This is a genomic window from Moraxella sp. FZLJ2109 (assembly GCF_024296965.1).
Lineage (GTDB): Bacteria > Pseudomonadota > Gammaproteobacteria > Pseudomonadales > Moraxellaceae > Moraxella.
Window position 1 is genome coordinate 1,321,934 of the sequence record NZ_CP101112.1, and the last position, 14,775, is coordinate 1,336,708.

The 14,775-nt window shown below is 44.3% G+C and carries 17 protein-coding genes, 3 tRNA genes and 1 pseudogene; 12 read left to right on the plus strand and 9 right to left on the minus strand.

Annotation, left to right across the window (positions count from 1 at the left end; translation table 11 throughout):
- Window positions 1-6 precede the first annotated feature (6 nt).
- The 3 genes from NKU06_RS06075 (at window position 7) to NKU06_RS06085 (ending at window position 2,334) form a co-directional block, all read left to right on the plus strand.
- Window positions 7-573 carry a YggT family protein gene (locus NKU06_RS06075; protein ID WP_254729452.1) on the plus strand — a complete coding sequence of 189 codons (567 nt, stop codon included), beginning with the start codon at window positions 7-9 and terminating at the stop codon, window positions 571-573.
- Between the two features lie 177 nt (window positions 574-750).
- Entirely contained in the window at window positions 751-1,065 is a 315-nt protein-coding gene (locus tag NKU06_RS06080; protein ID WP_254729454.1) for a helix-turn-helix transcriptional regulator, read from the plus strand.
- Between the two features lie 57 nt (window positions 1,066-1,122).
- The gene (locus NKU06_RS06085; protein ID WP_254729456.1) at window positions 1,123-2,334 is read left to right on the plus strand and encodes an NADH:flavin oxidoreductase/NADH oxidase family protein; all 1,212 of its coding nucleotides are present in this window, start codon (window positions 1,123-1,125) and stop codon (window positions 2,332-2,334) included.
- Window positions 2,335-2,422: 88 nt separating this feature from the next.
- Here NKU06_RS06085 and NKU06_RS06090 read toward each other — a convergent pair whose 3' ends face one another.
- The 3 genes and pseudogenes from NKU06_RS06090 to NKU06_RS11710 all read right to left on the minus strand — a co-directional run.
- Window positions 2,423-3,346 (minus strand): IS3 family transposase, encoded by a 924-nt coding sequence (locus tag NKU06_RS06090; RefSeq protein WP_371928037.1) that lies wholly within the window; start codon window positions 3,344-3,346, stop codon window positions 2,423-2,425.
- Entirely contained in the window at window positions 3,322-3,729 is a 408-nt protein-coding gene (locus NKU06_RS06095; RefSeq protein ID WP_254729458.1) for a helix-turn-helix domain-containing protein, read from the minus strand. The genes NKU06_RS06090 and NKU06_RS06095 overlap by 25 nt, the downstream gene beginning before the upstream one ends.
- A 15-nt stretch (window positions 3,730-3,744) precedes the next feature.
- A pseudogene (locus tag NKU06_RS11710) lies at window positions 3,745-3,819 on the minus strand (hypothetical protein); the annotation flags it as partial.
- Window positions 3,820-3,859: 40 nt separating this feature from the next.
- Here NKU06_RS11710 and NKU06_RS06100 point away from each other — a divergent pair.
- Together NKU06_RS06100 and maeA are read left to right on the plus strand one after the other, a co-directional pair.
- Complete coding sequence (locus NKU06_RS06100; RefSeq protein WP_254729032.1) at window positions 3,860-4,702, plus strand: integrase core domain-containing protein; 843 nt, start codon at window positions 3,860-3,862, stop codon at window positions 4,700-4,702.
- Window positions 4,703-4,799: 97 nt separating this feature from the next.
- The gene (maeA, locus tag NKU06_RS06105) at window positions 4,800-5,861 is read left to right on the plus strand and encodes an oxaloacetate-decarboxylating malate dehydrogenase (RefSeq protein WP_254729461.1); all 1,062 of its coding nucleotides are present in this window, start codon (window positions 4,800-4,802) and stop codon (window positions 5,859-5,861) included.
- A gap of 67 nt (window positions 5,862-5,928) precedes the next feature.
- Here maeA and NKU06_RS06110 read toward each other — a convergent pair whose 3' ends face one another.
- A complete protein-coding gene (locus NKU06_RS06110) occupies window positions 5,929-7,008 on the minus strand; it encodes an NADH:flavin oxidoreductase/NADH oxidase (RefSeq protein ID WP_371928001.1) in 1,080 nt (359 codons plus the stop codon).
- Between the two features lie 88 nt (window positions 7,009-7,096).
- Between NKU06_RS06110 and NKU06_RS06115 the strand changes: the two genes are divergently transcribed.
- The 4 genes from NKU06_RS06115 to NKU06_RS06130 all read left to right on the plus strand — a co-directional run bounded on the left by NKU06_RS06115 (window position 7,097) and on the right by NKU06_RS06130 (window position 9,997).
- Window positions 7,097-7,489 carry a helix-turn-helix transcriptional regulator gene (locus NKU06_RS06115; protein ID WP_254729464.1) on the plus strand — a complete coding sequence of 131 codons (393 nt, stop codon included), beginning with the start codon at window positions 7,097-7,099 and terminating at the stop codon, window positions 7,487-7,489.
- 53 nt (window positions 7,490-7,542) lie between these two features.
- Window positions 7,543-7,953 (plus strand): arsenate reductase (glutaredoxin), encoded by a 411-nt coding sequence (arsC, locus tag NKU06_RS06120; RefSeq protein ID WP_254729467.1) that lies wholly within the window; start codon window positions 7,543-7,545, stop codon window positions 7,951-7,953.
- A 2-nt stretch (window positions 7,954-7,955) separates the two neighbouring features.
- Window positions 7,956-8,960, plus strand: a complete 1,005-nt coding sequence (gene arsB, locus NKU06_RS06125) for an ACR3 family arsenite efflux transporter (protein ID WP_254729469.1) — start codon at window positions 7,956-7,958, stop codon at window positions 8,958-8,960.
- 80 nt (window positions 8,961-9,040) lie between these two features.
- Complete coding sequence (locus NKU06_RS06130) at window positions 9,041-9,997, plus strand: LysR family transcriptional regulator (RefSeq protein ID WP_254729472.1); 957 nt, start codon at window positions 9,041-9,043, stop codon at window positions 9,995-9,997.
- Here NKU06_RS06130 and NKU06_RS06135 read toward each other — a convergent pair.
- A complete protein-coding gene (locus tag NKU06_RS06135; RefSeq protein WP_254729475.1) occupies window positions 9,988-10,782 on the minus strand; it encodes a hydroxymethylpyrimidine/phosphomethylpyrimidine kinase in 795 nt (264 codons plus the stop codon). The two genes, NKU06_RS06130 and NKU06_RS06135, sit on opposite strands and share 10 nt — an antisense overlap.
- Window positions 10,783-11,121: 339 nt before the next feature.
- Between NKU06_RS06135 and NKU06_RS06140 the strand changes: the two genes are divergently transcribed.
- The 3 genes from NKU06_RS06140 (at window position 11,122) to NKU06_RS06150 (ending at window position 12,240) form a co-directional block, all read left to right on the plus strand.
- Window positions 11,122-11,213: transfer RNA gene (locus NKU06_RS06140), tRNA-Ser, on the plus strand.
- A gap of 140 nt (window positions 11,214-11,353) precedes the next feature.
- A tRNA-Arg gene (locus NKU06_RS06145) sits at window positions 11,354-11,430 on the plus strand.
- A 261-nt stretch (window positions 11,431-11,691) separates the two neighbouring features.
- On the plus strand, window positions 11,692-12,240 hold the full coding sequence (locus NKU06_RS06150; protein ID WP_371928039.1) for an RDD family protein: 549 nt from the start codon (window positions 11,692-11,694) through the stop codon (window positions 12,238-12,240).
- A gap of 49 nt (window positions 12,241-12,289) precedes the next feature.
- Here the strand turns inward: NKU06_RS06150 and NKU06_RS06155 are convergent, their stop codons facing one another.
- The 4 genes from NKU06_RS06155 to NKU06_RS06170 form a co-directional block, all read right to left on the minus strand.
- Window positions 12,290-12,679 carry a type II toxin-antitoxin system VapC family toxin gene (locus NKU06_RS06155; protein ID WP_254729480.1) on the minus strand — a complete coding sequence of 130 codons (390 nt, stop codon included), beginning with the start codon at window positions 12,677-12,679 and terminating at the stop codon, window positions 12,290-12,292.
- Window positions 12,679-12,891: a DUF2281 domain-containing protein gene (locus NKU06_RS06160; RefSeq protein WP_254729482.1), complete on the minus strand. Its 213-nt coding sequence runs from the start codon at window positions 12,889-12,891 to the stop codon at window positions 12,679-12,681. Before NKU06_RS06160 ends, NKU06_RS06155 begins: the two co-directional genes overlap by 1 nt.
- A 91-nt stretch (window positions 12,892-12,982) precedes the next feature.
- Window positions 12,983-14,392: an oxygen-independent coproporphyrinogen III oxidase gene (hemN, locus tag NKU06_RS06165; protein WP_254729484.1), complete on the minus strand. Its 1,410-nt coding sequence runs from the start codon at window positions 14,390-14,392 to the stop codon at window positions 12,983-12,985.
- Window positions 14,393-14,616: 224 nt separating this feature from the next.
- Window positions 14,617-14,693, minus strand: a tRNA-Pro gene (locus NKU06_RS06170).
- Between the last annotated feature and the right edge of the window lie 82 nt (window positions 14,694-14,775).

Sequence of the window (14,775 nt, forward strand, 5' to 3'; positions counted from 1 at the left end):
ATGATCATGACGAATGCCTTGCCTTTTGGACTTGCCATTGCTGCGATTAATTTTGCGTCGCTGCTGCTGTTTTTGCGCTTTATGATTCAGCTTGCTGAGATCGATCGGCGCGATGCTTTTGCCAAAGTCACTTATCAGCTGACCCAAGTGGTAGATATGTTCGCGCGTATTTTCCCAACGCTTGCACGCGGACGCATCAGTACGGCAGCGGTGGTACTGATGCTGCTGCTGTATTTGATCAAAATCACTGTCGGCGCGATGGCGATGGGCAAATCAATGAGTCCTGTTGAGCTGTTCTTTTTGGGTTCGGTCAATGGCATCGTGCAGTTTTTGCAGATGCTGCGCTATACGATGATTGCATCGGCGGTGTGTAGCTTGCTTGTGATGTTTTTGAACATCAATCATGCGGTGATTGGCGTGATCATGCAGCTGTCCGAGCCGATTGTCGCGCCGTTTCGCCGTTTTGTGCCGAATCTTGGTATGATTGATTTGTCATTTTTGGCGGCATTATTCAGTCTGATGCTGCTTGAGAATTTTATCAAAATCATCGCTGCAAATATTTGGCTTGGCTAATGTGCTTGATTTGATCAGAATGAACAGCTCAAATGAAATATTTGGGCTGTTTTTCTATACCAAAATGACAGCCGATGAGCAGTTTACAAAACTACCATAAAAATTACTTTATTTCAGGGTTGTTTTGGGGTATTATAAGTTCAAATTTTTAAACCTATCAACCTAAAAAAGGTCAAAATGCCTAAGCAAACCCTATACTTACTCAAAGAGTGCATTCCGCTTTTTACGGTGCTTGCCGATGAAAACCGTCATAAAATCCTATACTTATTATGGGAAAATGGCAAAATGAATGTCAATGAAATCACCGAAAAAGTGCATTTATCACGCCCTGCCGTATCGCACCATCTAAAAATTATGCTACAGGCAAACACAGTCAGCGTAGAACAAATCGGCAAAGAACGTTTTTATAGCATTGCTATGCACGATGAAATTGAAAAATTAAAGCAACTGGTTTATGCAATGGAACATCATTGCCCATCTAATCAATCTTAATTTTTTTTCATCCATATGTTTACATTTTTAAACCTTTCAACTTAATTGGAACATCTTATGTTATTTCAATCTTTTCAATTTAAAAACGGCAAAACTGCCAAAAACCGCTTTTTTAAATCGGCAATGGAAGAACAGCTTGCCAGAGCCAATCAGCCAACCGAAACGCTTGTCAATCTGTACGACACTTGGGCAAAAGGCGGTACAGGCGTACTGGTAACGGGCAATGTCATGGTGTCACAATTGGGCAAAGGCTCAATCAATGATGTGGTCGTAAGCGATGAGCGGAGCCTAGATATGCTGAAAAAATGGGCAAAAGCAGGCACGCGAAACGACACGCTTTTAATCATGCAAATCAATCACGCAGGCAAACAATCACCTAAAGTGGTCAATCAAACGCCTGTTGCACCAAGTGCGGTCGCCTTACAAGGCATGGACGGTTTTATCAATCCGCCACGAGAATTATCGGACAATGAAATTGAGATGATTATCCGCCAATTTGTTCACACGGCACAAATCGCTGAAAAAGCTGGATTTAGCGGTGTGCAAATTCACGGCGCACACGGTTATTTAATTAGCCAATTTTTGTCGCCGCATCACAATCGCCGTAACGATAAATGGGGCGGTAGCTTGGAAAACCGTATGCGTTTTTTGGTGGAAATTTATCAAGGCATTCGTGCGGCGGTGCAGCCTGAATTTTTGGTCGGCTTGAAACTCAATTCGGCGGATTTCCAAAAAGGCGGTTTTGACGAAAGCGACAGCATTCAAGTGGTGCAAAAAATGTCAGAGTTAGGCATGGATTTTATTGAAATTTCAGGTGGCAATTATGAAAGTCCTGAAATGTTATCCACCAAAGAAAGCACCCAAAAACGAGAAGCCTTTTTCTTGGATTATGCGGAAAAAGCTCGTGCGGTGAGCCAAGTACCGTTGATTATTACAGGCGGTTTTCGTTCGGAAAATGCAATGAATGACGCGTTGCAAAGTGGGCATTTGGATTTTGTGGGCGTGGCGCGTCCATTGGCGTTAGTGCCTGATTTGCCGAATAAAATTCAGAATGGCACTTATCAAACCGTTACCACCCACCGCATTCAGACAGGCTGTAAAGCGGTGGACAGCAAAGTCGGCGCGGTGCTGGAAATGGATTGGTATATGGCGCAAATGGCATTGATTGGCAATGGAAAATCGCCTAATCCTGAATTGTCGGCGTGGAAAGTGTTGGCGAAAACGCTTTGGGAAAATGGCAAGGCAGGCTTGAGTACAGGCAGAAGCTAAGAAAATGCTTGAATGATAAAAATGCCGTTTGAGTTCTGAACCGACCCCCAAATCTTAGACAAAGTTAAGATTAAGGACTAGGTTTAAATTAAGTGGTTTGGTCAAGGACTAAGCGCCTGTATTTTACAGGACTTAGTCCTTTTAGTTTAATCTTTATTCTATCATGATTGTAGTAATGGATGTACTCATCAATCGCTTGTTTAAGCTCATCAATGGAGGTAAATCTTCTTTGATGTTTGTCATGAAAGAAGATTTCTTCTTTTAATGTGCCAAAGAAGCTTTCTATCACCGCATTATCCAAGCAATTACCCTTTCTTGACATACTTTGAATGATGTTGTTGTCTTTTAAGGTTTGTTGATAATTTTGCATTTGGTAGTGCCAGCCTTGATCTGAATGCAGAATCAATTGTGGTTTGCTGCTATCGTTGCCAGCATTATCATCTGCTTGCAGTCGCTTTAGTGCCTGATCAAGCATCTTGGCAACCAAGCCATAATTTGGGCTACTGTGCATCTGATAGCTAACAATTTCTCCATTAAACAAATCCATGATGGGAGACAAGTAAAGCTTTTTGACATTACCTTGTTTATCCAACACTTTAAACTCAGTGACATCAGTCGCCCATTTTTGGTTGGGTCGATCTGCTTTAAAATCACGCTTGAGTACATTATCAGCGATTTTACCCACCTTACCCTGATAAGCACTAAATCTGCGTTTAGAGCGAATCCGTGCTTTCAGTCCCATTTGGTTCATCAGTCGCCACACTTTTTTATGATTGATGACAAAGCCTAACTGTTTTAAGGCAAGGGTGATTCTGCGATAGCCATATCTGCCTTGATGGGTGTGATATATCTTTTTGATTGCATCTTTGATGTCTTGATGTTTATCCTTTTGCTTGAATTGCTTTAAGTGATAATAAAAGGTTGCTTTGGCAACACCAAGATAAGTCAGTAATTGTTTTAATGGATAAATCTGCCTTAGCTCGTCAATCACTGTGATTTTATTGATGATGATTTGCTTTTTCTTTGCTGACGCTCCAAGGCTTCTAACTTTTTTAAGATGTCATTCTCCATGCGTAAGTGTTGTAATTCAGCAATCAATTCAGCATGGGTCTTTTGTTCATCAAGTTTGGATGTTTGGCTTGCTTTGCTGGTCTTTAGCATAGATTGCCTGCCTTTGGGTTTAGGAGTCAGTCCCATGATACCATGAGTTTGATAAGCTTTTAACCATTGAAACAGTACACTTGGGTTACTGATATTTAATTCAATCGCCAAAGTGCGTATGGATTTACCAGCAAGTAGTTGTAATACTGCAGTGTGTTTGAATTCTGGTGAATAACTAGCTTTGCTCTTTCTGATACGAATACCATCAACACCATGAGTTTGGTAGAGTCTCACCCAGTTTTGGACAATAGAGCGTTTAATACCAAAAGAGTTGGCTGTGTTGTGGTAACTATGTCCTGTTAAATAATGATCAATGTGTAAGATAAACTACCGTTGTTTACAGTATTAAGGTAAAATACTGCAAATGAACATTCATAAAAATACACGATTGCTTCCCTACCAACGGGAAGCCATTTGGACTGCTTATCACAAGAACAGGCAGTCAGTTACTTCACTAGCATTGGAGTACAAAGTATCAAGACCTACCATTTACAAAGTCTTAAAACTTGCTCGTGTTAAGCTACTCAAGCCCCAAGCCAGTACCAACAATCGCTTTAAACAAGCCAAATATGGTATTAAACGCCTTGCTAAAGTTGAACAATCCATACAGGATAAGCTCAAAAAGCAAGCCAAGCGATACAATAAGTCCTATCCTGGTGAGATGGTGCATGTGGACACCAAACGCCTGCCCTTGCTCAAAGGACAAAATGCCAACAGTCCTAGAGAATATCTATTTGTTGCCATAGATGACTATTCTCGCGAATTGTATGCTGACATCATGCCGGATAAAACAGCCTTTAGTGCAACACAGTTTCTTGTAGAACAAGTGATAGAGCCATGCCCCTACAAAATTGATGTGATTTATTCTGACAATGGCACAGAATATAAAGGCACAAAAGACCATGAATTTTCTCAAGCCTGCTATCAAAACAACATCAATCAAAAATTTACCAAAGTAGGTAGGCCACAAACCAACGGCAAAGCTGAAAGGGTCATACGAACATTAATGGAGCTTTGGCATGATAAACATGAATTTGTCAGCAGTGAGCATAGAAAGCAAGAATTAACCAGATTTCTTAATTTCTACAACACTGTTAGACCGCACTCATCTTTAAGTAAGAAAGATGAGACTACTGGCAAGACTTTAACTTTTACTCCTTATGAGTGGTTAGAGTTTTATTTTAAGCAAAGTGTAAATAACGCTTGAGTTTCTTACAATCAATGACTTCAAGTTTAAAGTCCATTGTGTATTTGGTCATAAAAACACCCCAAAGGTTGTCTAACTTTTGGGGTGCGGTTCATTATTGAACGACCCCACTTATTTGGGCAACCATCATACGCGTGTGCGTGGCGAGTGTTACGATGCGTTAATTCAGGCATATTTACAAACCGCTTCAGAATTGCTCCCCAGCGCTTTGTTGCATTTTGAAGATTTCGGGCCGTCTAATGCGCGTCGCATTTTGGTGCAAAATCGTGAAAAATACCGCATTTTCAACGATGATATGCAAGGAGCAGGCGCGATTGTGATAGTGGCGGTGATTTCAGGTTTGAAAGTAACCAAGCAGACTTTTGCCGAACAACGCCTTGTGGTGTACGGTGCTGGCACGGCTGGCACAGGCATGGCAGACCAAATCAGCGCGGCAATGGAATGCAACGGATTGAGCCGTGAAGAAGCGAAAAAACGCGTTTGGTTGATTGATATCAATGGTTTGGTAACCGATGATATGGAAAACTTGCCCGATTACCAACAAGAATACGCCCGTCTAGCCAGCGAAGTTGCGGCTTGGCAACACGACAACGGCAAAATCAATTTGTTGGAAGTGGTTAAACAAGTCAAGCCCATCATTTTGATTGGCGCGTCCACCGACCATGGCGCGTTTACCGAGTCTGTGGTTCAAGCCTTGTGTGCGGGTGTGGAGCGTCCGATTTTGTCGCCATTGTCCAATCCTACCGAACGCATTGAAGTAATGCCTGATGACGCAGTGCGTTGGTCAAACGGTAAAGCATTGATTGCAACGGGCATTCCTGTTGCGCTTGTGTCTTATCAAGGCGTGGAATATGTGATTGGTCAGGGCAATAATGCTTTGCTTTACCCAGGTTTGGGCTTGGGCGTGATTGTGTCGGGCGCAAAACACGTTACCGATGGTATGTTGCTTGCGGCGGCGGAAGCGGTTGCCAGCCAAGTCAATCCGCAAGATTTGAGCGCGTCATTGTTGCCGCCTGTGGACAATTTGCGTGCGTCTTCGGCAACGGTGGCGGAAGCGGTTACCAAACAAGCGGTTAAAGACGGAGTGGCAACCAAGCAGCCTGAAAATTGGGTGCAAGCGGTGCAAGATGCAATGTGGCAAGCGGTTTATGCGGCTTAATGATTTGAAATGATGGGAAATGCCGTTTGAATGAATTTCAGACGGCATTTTAATTAAGTTAAATCAATCACATAAACCCACGCTGATACTGTACTGGCACAAACTGCATTTCACTGCCATCAAATTGATTTTGTTGATATTGAGCATTGAGCACCCAATACGGGTCTCGCAACAAACCACGCCCAACGGCAACCAAATCCGCATCACCCACGCCAAGCACATGGTCAGCCACGCTTGGATTATCTAGCATACCTACCGCAATCACAGGCAAGCCTGTCGCTTGTTTGACTTGGCGAGCAAAATCCACTTGATACCCCGCATAAAATTCAGGGTGGTTGCCTGCGTGCAATACGCCATCACCGCCACCGCTGACATCAAGCACATCTGCCCCAGCTTCGGCAAAACGCTGAGCCACTTGCAAACCATACGCCAAATCAAAGCCATCTTTACCATATTCTTGAGCCGAAATTCGCACAATTAACGGCATATCCGCTGGCATAACCGCTTTTGACGCTTTAATCACTTGCTCGCCAAATAGCATTTTATCTTGACCGTATTCATCGGTGCGTTGATTGGATTTTGGCGAATAAAATTGATGAATGAGATAGCCGTGAGCACCGTGTATTTCAATGGTATCAAAGCCTGCGTCCACCGCCCGTTTGACCGAATGGGCAAACGCTTGCACCAAGTCTTTGACTTCATCGGTGGTCAATTCTCGTGGCGTAATGAGATTTTGCCCTGCGTAATCCAATTCGCCATAATGGATTGCACTAGGGGCAACGGCGTTCGGTTCATCTTGGGCTTTGCGACCTGCGTGGGCGATCTGAATGCCGATTTTTGCACCGTGTGCGTGAACGCTGTCCACCAGTTTTTTAAAGGCTTGTTGTTGTTCATCATTCCAAAGCCCTAAGCAATTTGGGCTAATGCGACCATTTGGTGCGACATTGGTCATTTCCACGATAATCAAGCCGACACCGCCAATCGCACGGCTGGTGTAATGTACCAAATGCCAGTCATTCGGCACGCCTTCGGTGGCAGAATATTGGCACATTGGGGGCATGACCACACGGTTTTTAAGTTCTAAATTTTTGATTTGCAATGGGGTAAGGAGTTTACGGAATTTTGCCATGATAAATTTACTCTTCATTGAAAGATGGCACTATCATAGGTGTTTTATGTTATTATTTCAAATTGATTATTGTGATGGGTAGGTATAAGTTAGGGTGATAAATAAGTTGGATAAATTGGCACATTTCATTTCAAACATTCTTGAAATGAAATGTGCTATTCTTTATAATGACACAACAATTGACAGGACAATACCTATGAATACCGAACAAGCCAGCCAATTATTTGAAAGTTTATCATCGCCTATTCGTTTGGCGATTTTTCAAGAACTTTCGGCAATGGGTTCGCAAGGTATGATTGCAGGCGATTTAGCCAAAGCCTTAAATCTTGCACCCAATCATTTATCATTTCATCTCAAAACCTTAACTCATGCAGGCTTGATTACCAGCCAACAAGAAGGACGATTTGTCCGCTATTATGCCAATTTAAATTTGATGATGGATTTGACCCGTTTTCTCACGCAAAATTGCTGTATTCATAGCCACGAGCAATGTTGCTAAATTTTTTTATCTTATTACTTCAAAATTTCTTGAAATATTGAAAGGAAATCAAAATGCACTCCATGGCTATCTACCACAACCCAAACTGTGGCACTTCACGCAATACATTGGCATTGATTCGCCACATGGGATTTGAACCGCAAGTTATTCATTATTTGGAAAATCCGCCTGATGAAACCACTTTGCGTGGGTTATTATCGGCAATGAATATTACGCCACGCCAATTGTTACGCACCAATGTGCCTGAATTTATGGCTTGCGGATTGGATAATGAACAAATGGGCGATGACGATGTGATTAAAGCGATGTTGGCAAATCCCATTTTAATCAATCGCCCCATTGTTATGACGGAAAAAGGTGTGAAATTGTGTCGTCCGTCTGAATTGTTTTTGGATATTTCGCCTGTGCCACTTTTGGCAGATTTTGTGAAAGAAAATGGCGAAATTATTGCGAAAAGGGGATAAAAATGGGTTTGTTTGAGCGTTATTTAAGTGTGTGGGTAGCATTGGCGATTGCTTGCGGTGTACTGCTTGGCGTGCTGATGCCCGATGCTTTTGGCTACATTGCCAAACTTGAGATTGCTCACATCAATTTGCCTGTGGCGGTTCTGATTTGGCTGATGATTTATCCGATGATGGTGCAAATTGATTGGTCGGCAATCAAAGATGTGGGCAAAAAACCAAAAGGTTTGGCTTTAACGATTGTTGTGAATTGGTTGATTAAGCCGTTTACGATGGCGCTCGTTGGATGGTTGTTTTTTCGGGTATTTTTCGCCAATTGGGTAGACGCACAATCGGCAACCGAATACATCGCAGGCATGATTTTGCTGGGTGTGGCACCGTGTACGGCGATGGTGTTTGTGTGGTCGCAGTTGGTCAAAGGGGACGCGAATTATACGCTGGTGCAAGTGTCTATCAATGATTTAATTATGATTTTTGCGTTTGCGCCGATTGCCAGCGTCTTGCTTGGCGTGAGTAATATTGATATTCCGTGGCAAACGCTGTTGTACAGCACGATTTTGTATGTCATATTACCTTTATTAGCAGGGTGGATAACACGGCATATTCTGCAAAAATCAAACCGCCCAATTACGCAATTTACGGCAAAATTAAAACCGTTTTCTATCATGGGTTTGCTTTTGACGGTGGTGCTGTTGTTTGCCTTTCAAGCGCAAACGATTTTGGATAATCCGCTCATTATTGTGCTGATTGCGATACCGCTTTTGGTGCAGACTTATGGGATTTTCTTTTTGGCACACGGTTTGGCGAAATGGTTGAAATTGCCCCATCAAATTGCTGCGCCTGCGTGTTTGATTGGCACGAGTAATTTTTTTGAATTGGCGGTGGCGGTGGCGATCTCACTCTTTGGTTTGCATTCAGGCGCGGCATTGGCAACGGTGGTGGGTGTGTTGGTGGAAGTGCCTGTGATGTTGTCGCTGGTGGCGTGGTTGAATCGACAGCGTAGTTTTTAGTTAGTCTGAGAATATATTTTGTTGAAAATATTATTGCAATTATGCCAAAATACCTATCATTAAACTATTTTGGCATAACCATGACTGATATTAGAACCCTGGACCTAAACTTACTCAAAGCCTTTGTGGTGTTGCTTGATGAATGCAATGTCAGCCGTTCCGCCCAGCGATTATCCATCACACAACCTGCGATGAGCGGTATTTTAAACCGCTTGCGAGAGAGTTTTCACGACCCTTTATTTGTGCGTGTACAGCACGGTATGCAACCGACCGACCGAGCACTGCAGCTTGGGCAAATCGCCAGAAAAATCCTAAACGATGTCAATACCATGCTCCAACCACCGCAGTTAGAGCCTGAACATTTGCATATGACCGTACGCATTGGTGCGATGGATTATGTACAACAAATCATTGCTTTACCGCTGATTTTGCGGTTAAGACGGCTTGCTCCTAATGTCAAAGTGGCATTATTACCCACACAAAATCAATCGGTTAAAAGTTTATTTGAGCAAAATAAAATAGATTTGGCATTGATTAGCGAGCAACATCTCACCGCCGATATGCCCCAAACCAAACTGTACGATGAGCACTATGTGTGTGCCATGAGTAAAACGCACCCGATGGCAAATCAGCCTTTGTCTTTGGAGCAATTTTGTGAATTGCCGTTTGCCATGTTGTCGTACAATGGTGGTGAATTTAGCGGTGCGACCGACATCGCCCTACAAAAATTGGGGCGCAAGCGTAAAGTGATGGTGTCGGTCAATCACATTTCGCTGTTACCGCAACTATTGCAAGATTCAGATTTGGTAGCGGTATTGCCAGAACATTTAGCGAAAACTTTGCCGAATGTGCATTTGCAAGCACCGCCGATTGATGTGGACGGTTTTACCATGATGATGGTGTGGCACGCACGCACCGAGCAAGATGTGGCGCATGAGTGGCTGCGGCAGATTGTCACAGATGTAATGCGAACGCAGCGACATCAGGGCAGTCATGAGACAGGCACCATGATGTCGGCAGGTGTCAATCAGACATAAAAAAAGCGATTCGGCATCATCTGCGCGTCGTCATCGTCAGGGTGGGGGATGTCGGCGTATTCTAGCGTACGATGAATCCATGCGTCGGCATGGACGATGGCATCAACGAGATCATCGCCCATGGCAAGCTTGCCGGCGATGTGACTGGCAAGCGAGCAGCCCGAGCCGTGATATTCACCGATCAGTCGTGGCACTAGGCTTGTGTGTTCGATTTGTCCGTTGATGTACAAAAATTGCTCAATATCACCCGTTTGATAATCGTGTGAAGTCTTGACCAAGACCGCTTTGACGCCTTGATCATTGAGATATTTGGCGGCATCGTGCAGATCATCGCGACCGCTGAGCGCGCGGATTTCATGAGTGTTTGGCGTGATTAAGGTGGCGTGGGGTAATAGCTTGCCAAAGGCTTTGACCAGTGTTGCAGGATCGCCAAGGCTACCGCCAGAATTGGCAACCAGTACAGGGTCAAGTACATAAGGCGTGCCGTGTCTGATCACGCGAGTGTCGAACAGCTCAGCGATAGCATGGATATTCTCCACTGTGCCCAGCATTCCTGATTTGATGGCTTGCACGGGTAGGTCGTTCAGCACGGCTTTTGCTTGCTCGATAAGCAGCGCCGATGATACTGGCTCAAAGCCAAAGACCTTTTGCGAGCTTTGTACGGTGATGGCGGTGCAGGCAATGGCGGCGTGCGCTCCTGTTGCGCCGATGGATTCGATGTCGGCTTGTAGGCCTGCGCCCCCAGATGGATCAAGCCCCGAGAAGCATAATACGGTCGGTCTCATGTGATAATCCTTGATGTTGTTGTTTGTGGTGGTTTTATCGCTTTATAAATAGCCAATACATGATGGCAAGTTCTTGTGGAATATTGTAGCAAAATTTCGCTGCTGTGCGTGATGATTGGCAGAATTTGCATAAAAAATTTTGGCGGAATTTGTGGCAAGTTTTGATTGGTCAATCAAGATGGCTGCTTGAAAATACACGCTTTGGGCGAATTTTAAAAATTTTCACAAAAAACGCTTGCATTCTTGCCAATCTTTGCTATAATTATCGCCCACAACGACAGGCGAAATCATCATTGATGATCTAAGATAAATATAGCAATTTATCTGAGCCAAGCGTTCGGTGAAGTGGGTGAGTGGCTGAAACCAGTTCCCTGCTAAGGAACCATACCTAATTACGGGTATCGAGGGTTCGAATCCCTCCTTCACCGCCATTTTTTTTTAAAGTTTTTAAAATGCAAATTGCAAATAAAAATTTTGAAAAAGATGAAAAAAAGTGCTTGACATACAAAATAAACACTGTATAATAGCCGCCACAACGAACGATGTTGAGAAAACAAAGTAAGTTGAACACGCACCCGTAGCTCAGTTGGATAGAGCACTTGGCTACGAACTAAGGGGTCGGGAGTTCGAATCTCTCCGGGTGCGCCATATTACGAAGATCACCGAAGTCATTGATTTCGGTGATTTTTTTTCGTATGGTGTTTGGGCTTGTGGCAAAGATGCCATCAAATTGACATTCGATTGGCTGATCTGATTTATGGCGCATTTCACCCACAATTCCCGCTTTTGTGCTACAATAATCCATCTTTTTATTTAAAATTTTCAATACTACCCATGTCAAAACACGCCAAAGCTGCCGCGCAGACTGCACAAACTTCCCAAACTGAAACGCCCACCGTCGCCAAGCCTTTGGTGCGATTGACCGCCATCATCTATGATGGGATGCTGATTTTGGCGATGCTGTTTTTGGTGGGGGCGGTGCTATCTGTAGTCGGTACGGTGCTGTTTTTGGACATTGGCACGACTTCCCAAGAAGCCAAAACCTTGCCATTATGGTACCAAAATGCGGTGATGACACCGTCATTTGTGCTGACCTTGGTGGGTTTTTATGGGATTTTTTGGCGTAAGTCGGGGCAGACCTTGGGTATGCAGACTTGGCGACTAAAGACTGTGGATGCCAATGGGCAGCTGCTTAGCTGGGGGCAGAGCTTTATGCGGATCATTAGTGCCTGCCTTGTGCCTGCCTTGTGTGCAGCGGTTGGTGCGTTTATTCATGGGTCGAAGCTTGCGATTTTGTTGGCGGCGTTTTTGGGCTTTTTGTTTAACTTTGTCTTTTGTGTGTTCAATACGCGCGGACTTGCGGTACATGATATGCTGTCGAATACCATCACGCTCAAAGTACCAAAAATCGAGCATGAAACGCTGTGGCAAAGCCTAAAACGCCGCAAAAAAGGATAAGATAAAAGCCGTTCAATTGAGCGGCTTTTGTTATATATTCAAAGCGTGATTACCAAATTACCGATAAGTCGTATAATGAAATGTTGCCATCTGCACTAATCAAGTCAAGGTCGTTTGCCATCGCGCAACTGATTAACATCCTGTCAAACGGGTCACGATGATGAAAAGGCAGGCTTTGCAAAATGGCAATATCATGCCAAGTCTGTACCAAAGGACAAATGTCGTTTTGAATGAATTGCTTTTGATAAATTTCTTGCCAATTATCCACAAGCTTAAGCTTGCCAATGCTAATCTTGATGGCGATTTCGCATAACGATAAGGGGCTGTAATATAAGCGATTGTCGGGATTTTCGATGATGGCTTTGGCGGATTTGCCCAATTTGGATGGGTTAGCAAGCATCCAAATCAGTGCGTGCGTATCAAGCAAATAACCGCGCATCACATATAATCCTTGAAGTCATCCAAAGGCGCATCAAAATCATCTGCCATAAACAGTACCGAGCCTTCGGCACCGCCGAGCTGTCGTTGTTTGGGCGTGCTGATAAGCTGATTGATGTAGGCGGTCAAATAACTCTCCACACTGACACCTGCATTTTGGGCTTGGGCGATGATGGCTTGTTCGGTGCTTGGGGGTAGGTCTAATGTAATCATCTCAATTCTCCTAATGATTTCATTATCCCAAACCCTGCCAATTTGTCAAGCCACAAACCTAAATCAGCCACCCAAATCAACTGCCCAACTTTCAAATCACCTTTGAGAATCTTCCTTGATGTTTTTGGCTCAGATATTCATCGAACACCATCGTGATGCTACGGCCTAGGATGCGACCTTTTGGCAAGATGGTGACGCCATCATCATCGATACTCACTAGTCCATCAGCCGCCATGTCGTGCAGCTCGGCGATCTCATTGGCGAACACTTCGGTAGGTTCAATCCCGAATAAACGGCGCAATTCGGCAAAGTTCATATAATCATGGCAAAGCAGATTCATGATCACATGGCGGCGCAGCTCGTCTTTGGCATCGCTTTGGATGTGCTTGACGGCAGGCAGCTTGCCATCGGCGATAGCAGCTTGATAATCGGCAAGCGCGGTCGGGTTCTGGGTGATGTGCGCACCGATTTGACTGATGGCGCTGACGCCAAAGCCGATCAAATCACACTCACCCAAGATGGCATAACCTTGAAAATTACGATGCAGCTCCCCATTTCGCTGGGCGATCGCCATCTGGTCGGTCGGCTTGGCGAAATGATCAATGCCAATGTACTGATAGCCAGCTTCTGATAGGGCGGTGATGATATTACCAAACATAGCAAGCTTATCGCTCGGGCTTGGCAGATATTCATCACGGATGCGTCGTTGGGCGACGAAGCGATCAGGCAGATGCGCATAATTGAACACCGACAGCCGATCAGGGGATAGCTTGATGATCTCACGGATCGTGGCATTCATGCTGTCGATGCTCTGGTGCGGCAAGCCATAGATCAGATCGATATTGGTCGATTGATAACCCAGTCGGTTCGCTTCGTTCATCACAGCGGTGATGAGTGACAAAGGCTGCACGCGATTGACGGCGATTTGGACTTTTTCGTCCAGATCCTGCACGCCGAAACTCAAGCGATTAAAGCCAAGATTACACAGAATTTCTAAAGTATTTTCACGAAGTTCTCGCGGATCAACTTCGATGGAATAATCCCCATCAGCAGCAAAATCAAACTCTGCGTGCAGAAATTCCCACAGTTCGATCAATTCGTTATCACTAAGAAAAGTCGGTGTACCACCGCCCAGATGCAGCTGCTTGACGATGCTGCCAGCAGGCAGCAGGGATTTCTTATGGCGAATCTCTTTAAACAGATATTCTAAATAATCACCAGCATCGCTGTTTTTCTTGGTGATGATTTTGTTGCAGCCGCAGTAGTAGCATAGATGATGACAAAATGGAATGTGAATGTACAAAGATAGTGGTACAGTGGCATCACGATTTTTGAGAATATCAGCTTCCATGCCATCTGCCATCGGGGCAAATTCCAGTGCGGTCGGATAGGAAGTATAGCGTGGGCCTTGGCGGTTGTATTTTTGAATCAAGGCTTCATCGAACTCAATACCGTCAAAATGCTTGGCGGTGCGGTTGGCGTAAGGGTGGTTTGTGCTCATACCAAAACCTTATAAAATATAGGGAATTGGCATATTATAGTGGAAATTGGCACATTGGACAATCAGACCAATGGATAAGTAAAAGGGTATTGGGATGGGTTTTGATACCAATAATTTTCATTGCTGAATGGTGCTTTATATTGCTGCATAATACACATAAAACGGCTAAAAGCCTTGAAAATAAAGGGGTGTAGCACATTATGCAACACCCCTAAATTATTGTTTGGTCGGAATGATAGGATTTGAACCTACGACCCCTTGCACCCCATGCAAGTGCGCTACCAAGCTGCGCTACATTCCGATGTGCCTATTGTAGCCGATTTTGCCGAATTGACAAGGGGTTTGGGGAAATTTTTCGCCATTATTCTGATTGATCGAGCAAG